The sequence below is a fragment of the Enterobacter sp. 03-F-07-AD-ECC genome (genome assembly GCF_047530935.1).
Lineage (GTDB): Bacteria > Pseudomonadota > Gammaproteobacteria > Enterobacterales > Enterobacteriaceae > Enterobacter > Enterobacter cloacae.
On the sequence record NZ_JBLKBZ010000013.1, the window covers coordinates 44,932 to 60,606 of the forward strand.

Genomic DNA, 15,675 nt, shown 5'->3' on the forward strand with positions numbered 1-15,675 from the left:
TAATACCCTGGTAATTCATTCAAGTATTCAGCATTGCGGCCCGTTCTGCCTCCTGCTTCGCCAGGGTGCGTGCAAGAATGGTGGAGTATAGCGGTTTTCCACCCAGGAATTGGGCTAATAGTGTCGCGCCGAGACAGGTAATGATCATTGGCAAAATGAGCTGGTAATTATCCGTCATCTCCAGCACCAGCACGATGCCGGTGAGCGGCGCGCGCAGGGAGGCCGCCAGCAGCGCTCCCATCCCGGCAACGGCAAAGGTACCCGCATCCAGATGGTATGCCGGAAAACCGACCTCAGCGGCCATGCCAAAGGCAGTACCAAGCAGCGTCCCCAGCGCCAGCATCGGGGCAAAGATACCGCCGGGCGCACCGGAGGAAAAACAGAGCACCGTCGTGATGACGCGAGAAATAAACATAAACAGAAGCAGACCCACGCTGAAGTTGCCCGCAGCTGCAATCGGGATCAGCCCGAACCCGCCCCCCGCCGCGTTCGGTTCAATGAACCCCAGCACGCCGCACAGGCCGCCCAGCAGACCGCCCATCAACACCCACTTCGTGGTATTCCCGCCGTGGATGCGCTGGAACATATCCTGCATACGCAGAATAAAAGTGTTAAACAGCGGGCCGACAATGCCGAATATCATGCCGAGGATCAGGTACAGCCACAGCGTGTTGACCGGCGCATTGGTCAGTTTGCCCACTTCGATCACCGGGCTTTCGCCATTGAAAATGCGAAACACAATGCTCGACATGATCACACCGGTAAAGACCGCTTTGATCGAGATAAGGTTGTAACGGAACTGGGCGCGCATCTCTTCGATGATAAACAGGATCCCCGCCAGCGGCGCGTTAAACGCCGCCGAAAGCCCCGCTGCGGCACCTGTCGCCAGCAGCGTATGGCGCGCTTCCGCGCTGCGCATCCGGAACAGATCCCCCACCATGCGCCCGACGTTCCCGCCCAACTGCACGGTTGGCCCCTCTCGGCCCAGCACCATACCCGCACCAAGCGTTCCCATGCCGCCGATAAACTTCACCGGGATGACGCGCCACCAGCGCACCGGGCGCAGCTCTTCCAGCGCGCCTTCAATTTCAGGGATCCCGGAACCGCCCGCTTCCGGCGCAAATTTACGCACCAGAAAGTAGCCCACCATGGCAAATAGCGCGGACAACCCGAACGCCCAGACCCAGACCAGCCATCCTTTGTCGGCGAAACCGGCCACCGTACCAATACGCCAGTTCAGCACCGCATTGACTGCCTTTTCAAAGGCGACGCCCGCCAGCCCGGCGAGCGTACCGACTACAGCGGCGGCCAGTAAAATTGCCAGCGGTGTCTTATCGCGGTTAAGCAAGCGCCGGATACTGATCCGGTGTTGCGCGCGCCGGAATTGTTGTTCTTCAAAAGAGGGAGAGTCTGCTTTCATTACCATGTCTTTTCGTCATACAAATCGCCGCAGGGATTTTACCAGAGTGCATCAGGTCGTCCCGTGAAAAATACTTAAAAATTGTTTAGCAATGAAAGGGGGCAAAAATTTCATTACCTTCCGCGGATCACTTAGAATAGTGTGCTTAATCATTTTATACGAACCAGGAACGACGCTATGAGCAAGTCTGAAAACCTCTACAGTGCAGCCCGCGAGCTTATCCCGGGCGGCGTGAACTCGCCTGTTCGCGCCTTTACCGGCGTAGGCGGAACGCCGCTGTTTATTGAACGTGCTGATGGCGCGTACCTGTTTGATGTCGACGGCAAGGCCTATATCGATTACGTCGGCTCCTGGGGCCCGATGGTGCTGGGTCACAACCACCCTGCCATCCGCAATGCGGTGATTGAAGCGGCCCAGCGCGGCCTGAGCTTCGGCGCGCCTACCGAGATGGAAGTCAAAATGGCGGAGCTGGTGACCGAGCTGGTGCCAACCATGGACATGGTGCGTATGGTGAACTCCGGTACCGAAGCCACTATGAGCGCTATTCGTCTGGCGCGCGGCTTTACCGGTCGCGACAAAATCATCAAATTTGAAGGCTGCTACCACGGCCATGCGGACTGCCTGCTGGTGAAAGCGGGTTCCGGCGCACTGACCCTTGGCCAGCCAAACTCCCCGGGCGTACCGGCTGATTTCGCGAAACACACCCTGACCTGCACCTATAACGATCTGAACACCGTTCGTGCGGCATTCGAGCAGTATCCACAGGAGATCGCCTGCATCATCGTTGAGCCGGTTGCAGGCAACATGAACTGCATTCCACCGCAGCCCGATTTCCTGCCGGGCCTGCGCGCCCTGTGCGATGAATTTGGCGCGCTGCTGATTATCGACGAAGTGATGACCGGTTTCCGCGTCGCGCTCGCGGGTGCCCAGTCTTATTACGGCGTAGAGCCGGATCTGACCTGTCTCGGCAAAATCATTGGCGGCGGTATGCCAGTGGGCGCATTCGGGGGGCGCAAGGATGTGATGGAAGCCCTGGCACCAACGGGGCCGGTTTACCAGGCGGGTACGCTCTCCGGTAACCCGATTGCCATGGCGGCGGGCTTCGCCTGCCTGACAGAAGTCTCCCAGCCGGGCATTCACGAAACCCTGACTGAGCGCACGACGCAGCTGGCAAACGGTCTGCTGGAAGCAGCTGAAGAGGCGGGTATTCCGCTGGTGGTAAACCACGTGGGCGGGATGTTCGGGATCTTCTTCACGGAAGCCCAAACAGTGACAAGCTATCAGGACGTGGTGAAGTGCGACGTTGAACGCTTCAAGCGTTTCTTCCACCTGATGCTGGAAGAAGGCGTCTACCTGGCGCCGTCTGCTTTTGAAGCTGGTTTTATGTCCGTGGCGCACAGCGAAGAGGATATCAATAACACCATCGACGCGGCGCGTAAGGTGTTTGCGAAGTTGTAAGCACGTGCGGCGTGATGCCCTCACCCCGGCCCTCTCCCACAGGGAGAGGGAGCAAACCCTAAAACGTCAATCTTAGGATTGACGTTTACTTTTATTACCGACTCTGCTTTCTCAACAGATAAATAAAATACGGCGCGCCGATAAAGGTCGACAGCAAACCCGCCGGGATCTGATACGGGAACAGCACCATTCTTCCGCACCAGTCCGCCACCACCAGCATCATCCCGCCCGTCAGGGCAGACATCACGATATGCGGCATCGTCCGACGGAATCCCATCATTCTGGCGATATGCGGCGCCATCAACCCAACAAAACTCAGTGGACCAATGGTCATGGTGGCCGTGGCCGTCAGGCACGCCGCCAGCAGTAACAGCGCGACGCGCGTTGGCGTTAACGCCATGCCGACCGCACGTGCGGTTTCCCCCCCCAGCGGCAGGATCGTCATCCAGCGGCGGCACAGGGGCACAATCGCCAGCAGCACGATCATTACGATCCCGGAATGCACCACCTGACTGCCGGTGGCGTTGTACGTTGAGCCGGAGATCCAGGTCAGGATCTTCGCCATCCGCGGATCGCCGCTCGCCTGGAGCATCATCAGCAGCATGGTAAAGGCGGTGCTGAGCGCCATCCCGGCCAGCAGCATCCGGTGAGGCGAAAACCCGCCGCGGCCTGACGCAATCAGAATGATCATCAGCGTCATCGCCGCCCCGATGCTTCCGGCAGGCATCAGCCAGCCAAAGGCATTTCCCGGCACAAGGAACAGCATCAGCACCACGCCAAACGCGGCTCCCGAACTGATACCCAGCACTTCCGGGCTGGCCATCGGGTTGCCGGTCAGGCGCTGGATAATACAGCCCGCGACCGCCAGCATCACCCCGGCAATCAACGCCGAGAGGATCCGCGGCCAGCGCCACTGCAGCAGTTCCTGGAGCAAATCGCCCGTTGCCCAGTGCCAGCCCGTCGCATCGCGCCCGAAAGCAAGCGCCACAAACGAGACGATGATCAGCACCGCCAGCCCGGCGAGGCTGAACCACAGCACCGACTGACGCTCGGCATAAACTTTATCCCCCGCGTCCATCGCGGGAGCGCTCATGCTGCGCAGACGTGGCAACAGCCACAGCAACAGCGGCGCGCCAACCAGTGCCGTTACCGACCCGGTAGAGACTTCCATCCAGACGCGCGCCAGCCAGAGAATGATTTGATCGGAAAGCCAGAGGATCAGCGCTCCAATTAGCGGGGCCAGCAGCAGTCGCGCCAGCAGGCGACGCGCACCGAGCATTTTTGCCAGCAGCGGGGCAAACAGCCCGATAAAGCCGATAATCCCAACCGCATTAACCAGCAATGCGCTGAGGACAATCGCCAGCGTCAGCGCCGCCAGACGCGCCAGGGAGAGCGCCAGCCCCAGATTGCGGGCTACGCCGTCATCCAGCCCCATCAGCGTCAGCGGACGTAACAGCAGCAACGTCAACATGGCGCCGCCAACAAGCTGCGGCCACAGGCGCTGCACACTACTCCAGTCGGTCTGGGTCAGCGTGCCGGTACTCCACAGGAACATGCTTTGCAGCTGATCGTGATGAAACAGCACCAGCAGCTGGTTGATTGCCCCACAGTAGAGGCTCACCACCAGCCCTGCGAGGATCAGCGTCACTGGCGAGAGGCGTTTACCCCACGCCACGCCGAAGACCAGCGCGCCTACCACGCACGCGCCCGCAAGCGCGGCAAACTGCGAGGTTAACGCGCCAGGCAGTGCCCACAGCGTGGTCACCGTGATCCCAAGCTGGGCGCCGGTCGCGACGCCAAGCGTTGTAGGCTCGGCCAGCGGGTTACGCAAAACCTGCTGGAACAGGACGCCCACCAGCCCTAACCCAGCCCCGACCAGCAGCGAAATCGCCAGACGCGGCAGCAGGCTGTAGTGGAACAGCATTTGCTGAATATTATCGATATCCGGCGCAGCCAGGGCCGCGCCCCACTGCCCGCGCGGTAAGGCGGTCGAGAGGTTAAACCAGGTCAAAGCCAGCGCGGTCAGGAAAATCAGAGCCAGCAACAGCGCCGGGAAACGGGCAATACGCGTACTCATGCTTTTCCCCCCAGCGCGTTATCCAGCACCCGGGCGAAGTGCATGGCCGACAGCGTCGCGCCGTAGAACCAGACCGCCGGTGCACGCGTAAAGCGTTGCTCACGCACGAACGGCATCGCCTGCCACAACGGTGTCGCCATCAGCGCCTGCATTTCACGCTCGTTGCCGTGATCGAAGCACAGCACGTCCACATCGCGGAACGCCGCCAGACGGTCGATACCGACGGCGGTGCTGCCCCAGAAGGTCATCTCCCCTTCCCAGGCATTAGGAATGCCAAAGCTATCGAGCACTTCCTGGAACAGACAGTTTTTGCCGAAGACCAGCATATGGCGCGCATCCAGCAGCGTCACCATCAGCAGCGGGCGGTCTCCGCGATGGGCAAAACGCGGCTTCAGGGCGTCAATCAGAGCATCAAACTCTGCGAAATGTTGTTTGGCTTCCGCCTCACGGTTGAGGAAATGCGCCATCTCGTTGATGGAGTTTTTCGCCATCGTCAGCGGTTTTTTACCGTCACTGAAGGAGAACCCCCGCCCAGGGGCAATACGTGCCATTGTCTCTTCTGACGGGCCATAACCCGCGGACCAGAACAGAAATGACGGCTTCATCTGCGTCAGCAGCTCAAGATTAGGCTCTGTTCGCAGACCAATATCAATGACCGAATCGGGTAGCGCCGGCTCGTTCACCCACAGCCGGTAGTTGGGAATATCGGCCACGCCATACGGCGTGACGCCCAGCGCCATCATCAGTTCAACAGGCAGCCACTCCAGCGCCACAATACGGTGCGGATCGACGGCAGCAGCCCGCGCGAGGTTCATCTTTAACAGCAGCGGTGAAAGTGCCATGGCCGTCAGCAGGCGACGGCGGCTCAACAAGGTAGAATTCAGCATCAGTAAACAAAACTCACCGGAGCAGCCCCGCCAGGATGAGGCAGGATCCCCATAGGAATACCGTAGATGTGTTCCAGCGTTTCGCTCCGCATCAGTTCAGACGGCGAACCCTCGGCAATCATCTCCCCGCCGCGAAGGGCGACAAGATAATCACAGTAGCGCGCCGCCATGTTGATATCGTGCAGCACCGCGATAACCGTCAGGCCACGCTGCTGGCTCAGGCGATGAACCAGCGCGAGAACATCAACCTGGTGAGCAATATCCAGTGCGGAAGTGGGTTCGTCGAGCAGCAGGCAGCGGCTGTCCTGCGCGACCAGCATCGCAATCCACGCGCGCTGACGTTCGCCCCCGGAAAGGCTGTCGACCAGACGGTGCGCCAGCGGCTTTAATCCTACCAGCGCAATCGCTTCTTCCACTTTCTCTCTGTCGGCGACACCGAAGCGCCCGAGTGCGCCATGCCACGGATAACGCCCGATTGCCACCAGCTCACGCACCGTCAACCCTTCTGCCTGAGGCAATTGCTGCGGCAGATAGGCGACTTTGCGCGCAAAGGCTTTACTGCTCCAGCTCTCCAGAGGCTGTTCGTCCAGCAAAATATCCCCTTCAGAAGGCGGCTGATGACGGCCCAGCATTTTAAGTAACGTCGATTTACCGGAACCATTGTGACCAATCAGGCCGGTAACTTTACCTGCGGGGAACGTCAACGAGAGCGGATGCAGCAAGGTGCGCCCGGGAACACGAAAGGAGAGTTGATTGAGCGTAAAGGTGGTATCGGATTGCGTTTTATTATCCTGCATATCAGCCAACTTAAATAAAAAGGGCACGGCGAACCGTGCCCGAAGAGAGATTAGAAGCGGAAGGTCGCGGTAGCCACAACCTGACGTCCTGCTCCCCAGTAGCATGCGTATTCGCTATAGCAGCTGGAAACGTACTCGCGGTCAAAGATATTGTTCACGTTAACGCCAACTGAAGAGCCTGGCAGCCCAAAACGCGCCAGATCGTATTTCACCGTCGCGTCCGCCAGCGCGTAACCCGCGACGTTAAACGATTCGTAGGCTTTCGGAGACGTTGAGGAGTAGTAGGAAACGGTGTTGCCGATATAGCGCGCACCCGCCCCCAGCGTCAGACCGCTCAGTGCCGTCTCGTGGAAGGTGTAATCCGCCCACAGAGAGGCCATGTTACGTGGCACTTCCGCCGGGCGGCGGCCTTCAAACCAGGTATCGTGAGTGTATTTCGCATCGGTGAAGCTGTACGAGGCCGTCACGTTCACATTGGCTGATACGGCCGCTTTCGCTTCCAGCTCAACACCACGGGAACGAATTTCGCCCCCTTGTACGCTGAAGCCGCTGGTCGGGTTGGCCGGATCGGCCGTCAGATTATTGTTTTTGGTCAGCTGATACACCGCTGCCGTGACCACAACAGGCAGATCTTTCGGTACGTATTTCACACCGGCTTCATACTGCTTGCCGCGTGCCGGATCGAACGGTTTTCCGCCCTGAGTGGTACCCGAAATCGGTTCGAATGATTCGCTATAGCTGAAGTACGGCGTGATACCGTTGTCGAACAGGTAGTTAATCCCGCCACGCCAGGTGAATGCCTGATCGTTAATTTCCGCGGTAGTACCGGTAGTACGGGTCAGCGCAGAGGTTTTCGCAAAATCATAGCGGCCACCCATTGTCAGTACCCACTTATCCCACTCAGCCTGATCCTGAGCGTACAGACCAGTTTGTTCCTGACGATTAAGCACTTTGTACAGGTAGTAAACATCGACGTTCGGATTGCCGTACGCAGGCTTTGTCATGCTGATCGGATCGGCAGTACCGTAGTCTGCGTTGATGTCATTACGCATACGAAGGTAATCGACCCCGGTTAAGAGGGTATGATCCACAGCGCCGGTCGCGAATTTTGACTGAAGCTGAGTATCCACGGTGAACGAGTTGAGATCTTCGTCTGAACGTACATACGCGCGGCTGATTTGCGCCGGGGCAATATAGCCGTTGCCGTAGACGGAACGATACAGCGTGTTGATTTTGGTGTAGCGCAGGTTTTGACGCAGGGTAAAGGTGTCATCAAACGCATGCGAGAAGCTGTATCCCACCATTTTCTGGCGACGGGCGATCTTGTTGTCCTCTTCCCCTTCGTTGAAATTGGTCGGCAGCTTGTGCGCTTTACCGTTGGCATCATAGTAAGGCACAACGGTACCTTCCCGCGGCAGCCAGCCGTAATAGCCCGCATCCGGATCGCTCTGGAAGTTACTCAGGAAAGTGAAATCGGTTTTATCGTCAGGACGCCAGCTGAAAGCCGGTGCAATGGCATAGCGGGTGGATTTGGCCATCTCCTGCTGCGCATTTTCACTACGTCCCAGACCGGTCAGGCGGTATGACCACACGCCGTCATCATCAATTGCATCGCTGAAATCAAACCCGGTCTGCCACAGGTTATCGGTGCCCATCTTGAACTGAATTTCTTTCAGCGGCTCAGTGGTCGGTCGCTTGCTGACCATGCTCACAACACCGCCCGGATGGCTTTTGCCGTACAGTACAGATGTTGGGCCACGCAGCAGCTCCACGCGCTCAAGGAAGTACGGATCCATGGACGCTTCAGAATAGTTATCGCCCTGCAGCTTCATCCCATCGAGATACTGGTTGGTATTCACGGTGCTGGAAGTGGTGAAACCACGAATCGACACCACATCATATGTCGTTGAGGCGCCGCGGGTGGCAAAAACGCTCGGCGTATAAGCCAGCGCTTGCTTCACCGTTCCCGGCTGCTTCATGTCAATTTCTTCACGCGTGACGACGGAAATCGACTGCGGCGTCTTTTCTATAGGTGTATCGGTCTTGGTTGCCGTTGCGGTACGTTTCGCCGCAATCGTTGGTGCTGGCCCCCAGGCACTTTCCTGTGCAGCCGGAGCGGCAGTGACAGTGATGGTTTCTTCTTTTTTCGGGGTTTCGGCAGCATGGGTATAAGCAGACATGCCGGCAACCGCTGTGGCTACGACAACTGCGATTTTACGCAGCGACGTGTTAATTGGCTGAGCAGTATTGGAAAGCGCCATGGTGTATCTCTGATAGAAAAGTGAATGATAACGTAAACGAGAATTATTATTATGACCGCAGCATAATAGGCGAAACGTTGGCTGCATAGCAAGCAGGAAGCGGCCCTACGAGAATTAAGGGTTTAAGAAATAACCAGGAGAAAACGAAGGGTTAATCAGAATTAAAACGAGGGTTAATAAAATGGGGAGAACGGGTAAAAAAATCCCCCCTTTCGGGGGGACCTTGAACGGTTAGTTACCGCCGAACATATCTCTAATCCAGCCCGCGACACCGTCGCTGTCTTTCTTCTCGTTCTGCTGCTGCGGCTGTTGTTGTTGCTGCGGCTGCTGAGGCTGAGAAGACTGGTCGAACGGGTTGCCCGTCGGCTGCTCTGGCTGGCTCTGCTGGCACAGGGAATCCGGGTTCGTTGTCCAGACAGGCAAGGTACGCATACCGCCGCCACAGACAAAGTTTCCGGAACTGTCCACGCCCATATCCACGATATCCTCCGGCGCAACCAGGTTTAGCGGCACCGGAGACTGATTCGCCAGATAACGCTGGTAAATCGACATCGCCCCGCTCGCACCATACAGTTTGGTTGGCTGGTTGTTGTCGCGGCCCACCCAGGTGATCACCACTTCACGACCATCGATACCGGCAAACCAGGTATCAACGTTGTTGTTGGTCGTCCCGGTTTTGCCCGCCAGATGCAGGCCCGGATACTTCGCCCCCAGCTGACGGCCGGTACCACGCTGCACAACCTGCTGCATCGTCCACAGCGTCATGTAGGCTGCCTGCGCCGGAACGGCGCGTTCCGCCTGCGGGAAGCTCTGATACAGCACGGAGCCATCTTCGGCAATCACCGAGCGCAGGGCTGACAGCGGTGCACGGTTACCACCGCTGGCAATGGTCTGGAACGCCTGTGCCACTTCGATTGGCGTCAGGTTTAACGCCCCCAGGATCATGGCTGGTACAGGGTGCAGCTGATCTTTGGCGACGCCCAGTTTCTGCCAGGTGTCGACAATCGCCGGCAGACCCAGTGCCATCCCCAGGTTTACCGTCGGCACGTTCATGGAGCGGGTCAACGCATCCACCAGCATTACCTGGCCGCTGAACTGTTTATCATCGTTCTGCGGTGACCAGACCTGGCCGTTAGGCTGACGCAGTGAGATCGGCGCGTCGGCAATCCAGGTATTCAGGCGATAAAGATTTGGCTGACTCAGAGCAGTGAGATAGGTTGCTGGCTTCGCCAGTGAACCGATCGAACGACGCGCCTGCATAGCACGGTTGTAACCTGCAAACTGCGGCTCAGCCCCGCCCACCATCGCACGGACTTCACCCGTGTTACGGTCAACCACCACCATCGCGGTTTCCAGATCGCTCAGCTTACGCTGTTTCTTCAGCGCCGGAATGCCCTCAACGGCCGCTTTTTCTGCCGCATCCTGCGCCACGGAGTCAAAGGTGGTAAAGATCTTCACGCCGGAGAGATCTTTCACTTTATCACCGAGCTTGCTCTGCAGCTCCTGACGCACCAGCTGCATAAACGCAGGCTGAGGCGAAATCACACCGCCGCGCGGCTGCACGCCAAGCGGACGTGCGCTCAGCATGTCGTACAGCTCCTGGTCAATCACCTGCTGTTGTTGCAGCAGGCGCAACACGAGGTTACGACGCTCCAGCGCCAGTTTCGGGTTACGCCACGGGTTATAGATGGACGCCCCTTTCACCATACCCACCAGCAGCGCCTGCTGGTCCAGGCTCAGCTCTTCCACCGGACGGCCAAAGTAGTACAGGCTCGCCAGCGGGAAACCGCGGATTTCGTTATCACCGCTCTGACCGAGATAGACCTCGTTCATATACAGCTCAAGGATACGATCCTTGCTGTAACGCGCATCCATCAGCACGGCCATGTACGCTTCGTTGGCTTTACGCCAGTAAGAGCGCTCGCTGGAGAGGAACAGGTTCTTCACCAGCTGCTGGGTAAGCGTACTTGCCCCCTGTACCGTACGGCCCGCCGTCAGGTTGGCCAGCACCGCACGACCAATGGAGTAGAGGCTGATACCATCGTGCTCATAGAAGTGACGGTCTTCGGTTGCCAGCAGCGTGTCCACCAGCAGGTCCGGGAAACCGTTACGGGCGACGAACAGACGCTGTTCACCATTCGCCGAAGAGAGCATGGTGATAAGACGCGGATCGAGACGGAAGAAACCGAACTGGCGGTTGTTATCCATGTTCTCGATGGTTTCCAGACGATCGCCGTCAAAGGTCAGACGCGCACGCACCTGCCCCTCTTTGCTGTCCGGGAAATCGAACGGACGACGGATCATCTCAATGCTTTTCGCCTGCACGGTAAATTCGCCAGGACGCGTCATTTTCGACACCTGACGATACTGGGTGGCCTCCAGCAGTTTCACCATCTCGTTCTTACTGATCGACATGTCAGGCTCAAGGTTTACCATGCGGCCATACACTGCCGCCGGCAATTGCCAGACTTTTCCGTCGATACGGCTGCGGATCTTCTGATCCAGATAAACGCCGTAGATCGCCATCAGTACAACAAAAACAATGAACAGCTTCAGCAGCAGCCAGAACCAGCCGCGTTTACCCCGAGGCTTACGCCCTTTGCCTTTTCCTTTACGCGGCATCGGTTCTTCATCCTCATAATCGTCTTCATAGTCATCGTCATAATCCTCATCTCTGAGGCGACGACGGCTCACCTTTTCTTTGGCCGGACGCGTTGGTTTTCCCTTACGCCCAATTGGCTCGCGGTCATTCCCCGCCATGCTTTTTCTCCGCAACGTTCAGGCGCAAAGGCCCGATTCTCATTTCTTCCACTGACCTGTGAAAGAAGAAATCTCTCAAAATTGCTTTTCTCCCTCTCCCTGTGGGAGAGGGTCGGGGTGAGGGCATCAGGCCGCACTCCCCTTTACGAATATTTCTTCGTCCGCCGTGTCGGTGCCGTATTTGCCGGATCGTCCGGCCAGACATGTTTGGGATAACGCCCTTTCATCTCTTTTTGCACTTCACGGTAGCTCCCCGCCCAGAATGCGCCCAGATCGCGGGTAATCTGCAGCGGGCGATGCGCAGGTGACAACAGCTCAAGCACCACGGGCACGCGCCCTTCGGCAATGGATGGCGTGGTCGCCTCGCCAAACATCTCCTGCATCCGTACCGCCAGCGCCGGTGGATTATCCTCGTGATAACGAATGGCAATCCGGCTGCCGGTCGGCACAGTGTAATGCCCTGGCAGTTCACTATCCAGACGTTGACGTAACGACCAGTCGAGTAAATTCTGTAACGCGACCTTAACATCAAGCGCTTTTAGCGCCCGCAGCGAGTGTACACCGCTCATTTGCGGCAGGAGCCAGGTTTCCAGCGACGCAAGTAACGTGTCATCATCCACCGCCGGCCAGGCATACTCGGGCAACCAGCGCGCGGCGCAGTGCAGACGAATACGGTACTGCTCGGCCTCCGGGGTCCAGTTCAGAACACCTAGTCCTTTTTCCCGGATACCGTTCAGCATTGCCTGGTGCAGCTCCTCTTCCGATGGCTTTGCCAGCGGCTTCGTCCCCAGGGTCAGTTTACCTATCTGGCTACGACGAAATGCCTTCAGAGTGCCCTGCGCATCATCCCACTCGACGATGTCGGACTGCTGAAGCAGCTGCGGACAGGCGCGCGTGAGGGCATCGATATCCACAGCCACGGCCTGCAAAATTCGGGCATCGGGCGAGTGACTACCCTGCAGTAAGAGCGGCGCAATCAGCCATTCATGGCGCGTCAGGGCGTCATCGCTGTCCAGCATAGCCCCCATGCCGTTTGCCAGCTGGTAGCGTCCATCCAGCCCGCGACGACGCGCGATCCTGTCGGCAAATGCCTGCGCCAGGAGAGGCGCAATGCTGTCAGCGTCCGGCGTACCACCACGGCTGTTAAGCCGTTTACAGAGCTGCTGCGCGCGCTGCTGCCAGTTCCCCTGATTACGTGAAAAGGCCTGCACCAGATCGCAATTTGCACCACGAGGCGGCTCCTCAAGGATAGCCGCCAGTTTCGCCGCCGTGGCAATTTCATCATCCCCCTGCGCGGCCACCAGCATCGCCGCCAGCCGGGGATCGTTACCCAGCGTGGCCATTTTCTGCCCACGTGATGATAGCCTTTCGCCGTCCAGCGCCCCTAGCTGGGTCAGCAACGCGCGCGCCGCCGCCAGGTTTACCGCGGAAGGCGCATTGAGCCAGGTTAATTGCGCGGGATCGGGGCAACCCCACTGCAACAGTTCCATGATCAGCCCCGAAAGATCGCTTTGTAAAATTTCCGGCGTGCTCTGCACAGCCGCGCGTTCGGCCTGTTCTGCGCTGATGAGATGTAAACAGATGCCCGGCTCAAGGCGCCCGGCACGGCCAGCTCGCTGAACCATCGACGCCTGGCTGATGCGTTGCGTCAGCAGCTTTGTCAGCCCGGTGCGCGGGTCAAAACTGGCTACTCTCTCCTGGGCGCTGTCCACCACCAGGCGAATGCCTTCAATGGTCAGACTGGTTTCGGCAATATTGGTGGCCAGTACCACTTTACGCTGCCCCGTCGGCGCGGGAAGTATCGCCTTGCGCTGGTCACTCAACGACAGTGCGCCGTAGAGCGGGCAGAGCAATACGTCGCTGCCCACCCGGGCGGCAAGCTGCTCCTGCACACGCTGGATTTCGCCAACGCCCGGCAAAAACAGCAGCAGCGAACCGGATTCCTGACGAAGCAAGTCAGCCGTGGCGATCGCCACCGCTTCATCGAAACGCTGATGGGCAGGAAGCGGCTGATAGCGGCGTTCAACCGGAAACGCGCGCCCTTCGGAGGTGATGACCGGCGCATCCGGTAACGTCTGCTGTAGCCGCTCGTTATCCAGCGTGGCCGACATGATGAGCAGTCGGAGATCGTCCCGTAACCCCTGCTGGACGTCCAGCAACAGCGCCAGCGCCAGATCCGCCTGCAGGCTGCGCTCGTGGAACTCATCCAGAATCACCAGCCCGATGCCGGACAGTTCCGGATCGTTTTGCAGCATACGGGTGAGGATCCCTTCGGTCACCACTTCAAGCCGCGTGGACGGGCCGACGCAGGTTTCGGCGCGCATACGGTAGCCTACCGTCTCGCCCGGTTTTTCATTCAGCAGTTCCGCCAGGCGCTGCGCCACGTTGCGCGCAGCCAGCCTGCGCGGCTCCAGCAGGATAATCTTCCCGCTGATAATGCCTGCGTTGAGAATTTGCAGCGGTAGCCGGGTGGATTTACCGGCACCCGTAGGGGCGTTAAGTAAAACCTGCGGGGCATCCTGCAAGGCAGCGAGCAGTTCAGGAAGGACGACGGCGACCGGCAATGAGGACACTAACAGCTCCAGAGGGTTAACATTAGTCGGCGTACATTGTAGCATCGGCGCATATCATTACCGAGTCCCCTGTATGTCTGAGTCGAAACGACTGTTTTTCGCCATTGAGCTGCCCGCACCGATCCAACGGCAAATTGTTCGCTGGCGCGCCGAACATTTCCCGCCCGAAGCGGGCCGCCCGGTTGCTGCGGCAAACCTCCACCTGACGCTGGCTTTTCTGGGCGACGTCAGCAGCGAGAAACAGCGCGCCCTGGCGGCGATGGCCGGTCGGATTTCCCAGCCGGGATTTACGCTGACCCTTGACGATGCGGGGCAGTGGCTCCGCTCCCGCGTCGTCTGGCTGGGCACGCGCCAGCCGCCGCGCGGATTATTACAGCTTGCGAATATGCTGCGCGCCCAGGCGGCACGTAGCGGCTGTTACCAGAGTCCGCAGCCGTTTCATCCTCACATTACGCTACTGCGCGATGCCGGTCAGGCCGTTGCTATCCCGCCACCGGGCTTTCACTGGGCCTTTCCGGTGACCTCTTTCGCGCTGTACGAATCTGTTTTTTCACAAGGACGCACCCGCTATACGCCGCTCCAGCGCTGGATGCTGGGCGATACCCTAAGGAATTCTGATGAAGTTTAGTCCTGCACTGCAACACGCCACGCTTATTCAACGCTACAAGCGTTTTCTCGCTGATGTCGTCACCCCTGAAGGGGAGCCGTTAACGCTGCACTGCCCCAACACCGGGGCAATGACGGGATGTGCGACACCGGGTGACACGGTCTGGTATTCCACTTCAGAAAATACTAAACGCAAATATCCTCACACCTGGGAAATGACGCAAACCCAACAAGGGGCTTTTATTTGCGTTAACACCCTGCGCGCGAATCAATTAGTTAAGGAGGCTCTGACGAACGGAACCCTTCCCGAACTGGTGGGTTATGGCACCCATAAATCTGAAGTGAAATATGGCGATGAAGGCAGCAGAATTGACTTTATGTTACAGGCGGAAGACCGTCCCGAGTGCTATATTGAAGTCAAATCAGTCACGTTAGCGGATCAGGAAAACGGCTATTTCCCGGATGCAGTCACGCTACGGGGACAAAAGCATCTGCGGGAGCTGATGAGTGTTGCGGCGGCGGGCAAACGCGCCGTACTGCTGTTTGCGGTTTTGCACTCAGCCATTGAACGGTTTTCTCCAGCCCGCCATATTGATCTCAAATACGCGCAATTGTTGAATGAGGCACAAAAGCAGGGGGTAGAGGTTTTGGCTTATAAAGCGGAACTTTCTGCCGATAATATGACTCTGAGATCCTCTCTTCCCATTGTCTTATAAGGGAATAGACGATTGACGAATAAGTGTTCTGGCCGCGTGCGCAAATACGCTTTTCCTCACAGGCTTGTCAAGTGTTACGTTTAGATAATTGCCATACGGAAAAGCATCTGCTATTTATAG

The 15,675-nt window shown here is 58.1% G+C and carries 10 protein-coding genes; 3 read left to right on the forward strand and 7 right to left on the reverse strand.

Annotated elements, in window-relative coordinates; translation table 11 throughout:
• Positions 1 to 19: 19 nt before the first annotated feature.
• Entirely contained in the window at positions 20 to 1,420 is a 1,401-nt protein-coding gene (gene clcA / locus ACMWKA_RS17825) for a H(+)/Cl(-) exchange transporter ClcA (protein WP_414760466.1), read from the reverse strand.
• Positions 1,421 to 1,597: 177 nt separating this feature from the next.
• Here clcA and hemL point away from each other — a divergent pair, with 177 nt between their 5' ends.
• Positions 1,598 to 2,878, forward strand: coding sequence for a glutamate-1-semialdehyde 2,1-aminomutase (hemL, locus tag ACMWKA_RS17830; RefSeq protein ID WP_038981245.1), 1,281 nt, complete (start codon positions 1,598 to 1,600; stop codon positions 2,876 to 2,878).
• A gap of 94 nt (positions 2,879 to 2,972) precedes the next feature.
• Here the strand turns inward: hemL and fhuB are convergent, their stop codons facing one another.
• The 6 genes from fhuB to hrpB form a co-directional block, all read right to left on the reverse strand.
• Positions 2,973 to 4,955, reverse strand: coding sequence for a Fe(3+)-hydroxamate ABC transporter permease FhuB (fhuB, locus tag ACMWKA_RS17835; RefSeq protein ID WP_414760467.1), 1,983 nt, complete (start codon positions 4,953 to 4,955; stop codon positions 2,973 to 2,975).
• Positions 4,952 to 5,842 carry a Fe(3+)-hydroxamate ABC transporter substrate-binding protein FhuD gene (gene fhuD, locus ACMWKA_RS17840; protein WP_013095639.1) on the reverse strand — a complete coding sequence of 297 codons (891 nt, stop codon included), beginning with the start codon at positions 5,840 to 5,842 and terminating at the stop codon, positions 4,952 to 4,954. The genes fhuB and fhuD overlap by 4 nt, the downstream gene beginning before the upstream one ends.
• Positions 5,842 to 6,639, reverse strand: coding sequence for a Fe3+-hydroxamate ABC transporter ATP-binding protein FhuC (fhuC, locus tag ACMWKA_RS17845; protein ID WP_250181610.1), 798 nt, complete (start codon positions 6,637 to 6,639; stop codon positions 5,842 to 5,844). The genes fhuD and fhuC overlap by 1 nt, the downstream gene beginning before the upstream one ends.
• A gap of 50 nt (positions 6,640 to 6,689) precedes the next feature.
• The gene (gene fhuA, locus ACMWKA_RS17850) at positions 6,690 to 8,900 is read right to left on the reverse strand and encodes a ferrichrome porin FhuA (RefSeq protein ID WP_038981238.1); all 2,211 of its coding nucleotides are present in this window, start codon (positions 8,898 to 8,900) and stop codon (positions 6,690 to 6,692) included.
• 231 nt (positions 8,901 to 9,131) lie between these two features.
• Positions 9,132 to 11,660 carry a bifunctional glycosyl transferase/transpeptidase gene (gene mrcB, locus ACMWKA_RS17855; protein WP_038981237.1) on the reverse strand — a complete coding sequence of 843 codons (2,529 nt, stop codon included), beginning with the start codon at positions 11,658 to 11,660 and terminating at the stop codon, positions 9,132 to 9,134.
• Positions 11,661 to 11,803: 143 nt separating this feature from the next.
• On the reverse strand, positions 11,804 to 14,233 hold the full coding sequence (gene hrpB, locus ACMWKA_RS17860) for an ATP-dependent helicase HrpB (protein ID WP_414760468.1): 2,430 nt from the start codon (positions 14,231 to 14,233) through the stop codon (positions 11,804 to 11,806).
• 73 nt (positions 14,234 to 14,306) lie between these two features.
• Here hrpB and thpR point away from each other — a divergent pair, with 73 nt between their 5' ends.
• Together thpR and sfsA are read left to right on the forward strand one after the other, a co-directional pair.
• Entirely contained in the window at positions 14,307 to 14,861 is a 555-nt protein-coding gene (gene thpR / locus ACMWKA_RS17865; RefSeq protein WP_045292709.1) for an RNA 2',3'-cyclic phosphodiesterase, read from the forward strand.
• Positions 14,851 to 15,555, forward strand: coding sequence for a DNA/RNA nuclease SfsA (sfsA, locus tag ACMWKA_RS17870; protein WP_013095633.1), 705 nt, complete (start codon positions 14,851 to 14,853; stop codon positions 15,553 to 15,555). Before thpR ends, sfsA begins: the two co-directional genes overlap by 11 nt.
• The last annotated feature ends 120 nt before the right edge of the window (positions 15,556 to 15,675 follow it).